Source organism: Streptomyces sp. NPDC057654, from assembly GCF_042800135.1.
Classification (GTDB): domain Bacteria; phylum Actinomycetota; class Actinomycetes; order Streptomycetales; family Streptomycetaceae; genus Streptomyces.
The window spans coordinates 1-2,235 of sequence record NZ_JBHVHQ010001131.1; the positions used below are offsets into that span (position 1 = coordinate 1).

The window sequence follows — 2,235 nt, forward strand, 5'->3', positions numbered from 1 at the left end:
GGACGGCGAGGTCGCCCCGGCGGCGGGCGTCGACGCGGGCGCGCTGGAGTTCCTGGCCTCCGTCGCGGCCGTACGGGCCCAGCGGCTGCTGGCGCGGGCGCTCGCGCCCGGCCACGAGGGGACGCCGGAGGATCGGCTCACGGTCGGGCAGGACGCGGTGCGGCTCGCCGCCGCCGGGCCGGAACCGGGGATCGCGGCCCGGCTCGCGGCGGGCTGCGGGCGCGACGGCGCGGGTCTGGCGCGGGCCGTACGGGCCTGGGGGCACGGGGCCGCGGCGCTCGCGGCGCTCGACGAGGAGTGGACGCCGGACCCGACGGAACTGGCGCGGGCCCGCGCCCTGCTGGCCGCCGCGTGGGAGGGGGAGGAGCGCCCGCCGAGGCTGCGCGCGTCCCGTGGGAACCGCTGGACGGTGGTGGGCGCGGACGCTCAGCTGCGCTGGGCGCGGGACGGGCTCTGGTGGCCGTACCGCAAGGAGCGGGGGCACTGGGAGCCGGCCGGGCCGGGCGACGCGGATCCGGCGGCGGCCCTGGCGATGATCCTATCGGCGCACCCCATAGAGGAGTGAATCGAAGGATTAAGCGGGGCGATACCAGCAGTTTCATAGGTGATGGGTGAGCTCTTCCTGAGCAGTGACAGAATGTGGTGTTCTCGCATTCGACGACCGACTGATTCAGAAAGGCCCACCGGGATGGCATTCGCCCTACTGCGCCGCAGCAACCGCTCCGCACCGCGAGCCGCCGCACCGATACCGCGCGGCGCGGGAGCCCTCGACTGCGTCGTGCTCGACCCCGTGCAGCTGCCGCTGCACCGGGCGGAGGTCTCGGTCCGGGATACCGAGGGACGCGAGGTCGTGCACGGCCAGACCGACCCGAACGGCTGCTTCTCGGCGACCGTGGCGCCGGGCGAGTACAGCATCGCCGTGACGTCCGACGGCTTCCAGCCCGTACGGCAGACCTGTGAGGCGACGGCGGGGGTGCGGACGGCCATCGGCCCGATGCGGATGGAGCTGGCCCCCTCCCCCGCCATGCCGGAGCCCGGCCGGTGGAAGATCGACCCGGACCACACGGCCGTGCGCTTCATAGCCCGGCACATCGGGCTGGCCGAGATCCACGGCCGGTTCAACCGGTTCGAGGGCGCGCTGTGGATAGCCGACCGCATGGAGGACTCGCAGCTGGAGGTGACGATCGACGCGGCGAGCATCGACACCGGCGTCGAGGCGCGCGACCAGCACCTGCGCTCGCAGGACTTCCTGGACGTCACCAACTATCCCTATCTCCAGTTCGCCAGCGAGCGCTTCGTGCACCGCGGCGGCTCCCGCTGGTCCGTGCAGGGCGTGCTGAGCCTGCACGGCGTCAGCCGCAGCATCAATCTCGACACCCGCTACCTGGGCATCGGCACCGGGATCATGGGCGAGACCCGCACCGCCTGCTCGGCCGCCACCGAGCTGCACCGCGAGGACTTCACACTGGACTGGCGCACGATGCTCGCGCGCGGCATCGCCGCGATCGGCGCGACGATCCGCATCGAGCTCGACATCCAGGCCATTCGCGACGAGTAAGCAGGACGTCCGCCGGATCGGGGGCGTCCGCCGGACCGGCCGGGCCGGCGGCTGCGGACGGTCAGCCGCCGGGGCTCGGCGCGGGCCGCTACCGGTCCAACAGCTCGCCGATGCCGTCGGTGGGCAGCGCCGTCGGCAGCTCCTTGGGGAGGCTGGTGGGGAAGCCCGTCGGCAGATAGCTCCCGAGGTCGCTGGGCACCTCGGTCGGAATCTCGGTCGGAATCCCGGTGGGCACGCTCGTCGGGAGGCGGGGCGGCTTCTTGGTCGCCGGGGCGGACGTGCTCGGCGACGCGTCCTTGGCGGGCTCGCCGCCGCCGTCGCTGTCGATGGCCATGACCGCCCCGACGGCGATGGCCGCGATCACGATGAGCAGGGCGACGGCGATCACGATCCGGCGTCGGTTTCCCGGGTCCGGCGGCGGCTGGGACCACGGCGGCTCGCCGGGTCCGAAGCCGCCGGGACCATCGGGTCCGCCAGGTCCGCCCGGACCGCCCGGACCTCCGTAGTCGCCGCCCCCGCCGTAGCCGCCGTACCCGCTGGGCGGGCCGTAACCACCGCCCTCGCCGTGACCGCCCGGCGGCTCGTTCGGCGGGCCGTATCCGCCCTCGCCGTATCCGCCGGGCGGGCCGTAGCCGCCGTAGCCGGACGGCGGATCGTTCGGCGGCGGCGGAGGTCCG

At 74.5% G+C, this 2,235-nt stretch carries 2 protein-coding genes and 1 pseudogene; 2 read left to right on the forward strand and 1 reads right to left on the reverse strand.

All coding sequences use genetic code 11. From position 1 onward, the window contains the following. Both ACFU99_RS41265 and ACFU99_RS41270 read left to right on the forward strand, forming a co-directional pair. Positions 1 to 565 (forward strand): annotated as a pseudogene (locus tag ACFU99_RS41265) (SWF or SNF family helicase); the annotation flags it as partial. 123 nt (positions 566 to 688) lie between these two features. Then, positions 689 to 1,558, forward strand: coding sequence for a YceI family protein (locus ACFU99_RS41270; protein WP_384403231.1), 870 nt, complete (start codon positions 689 to 691; stop codon positions 1,556 to 1,558). Between the two features lie 88 nt (positions 1,559 to 1,646). Here the strand turns inward: ACFU99_RS41270 and ACFU99_RS41275 are convergent. After that, on the reverse strand, positions 1,647 to 2,235 hold a 589-nt coding region (locus ACFU99_RS41275), incomplete at its 5' end, for a hypothetical protein (protein ID WP_384403234.1).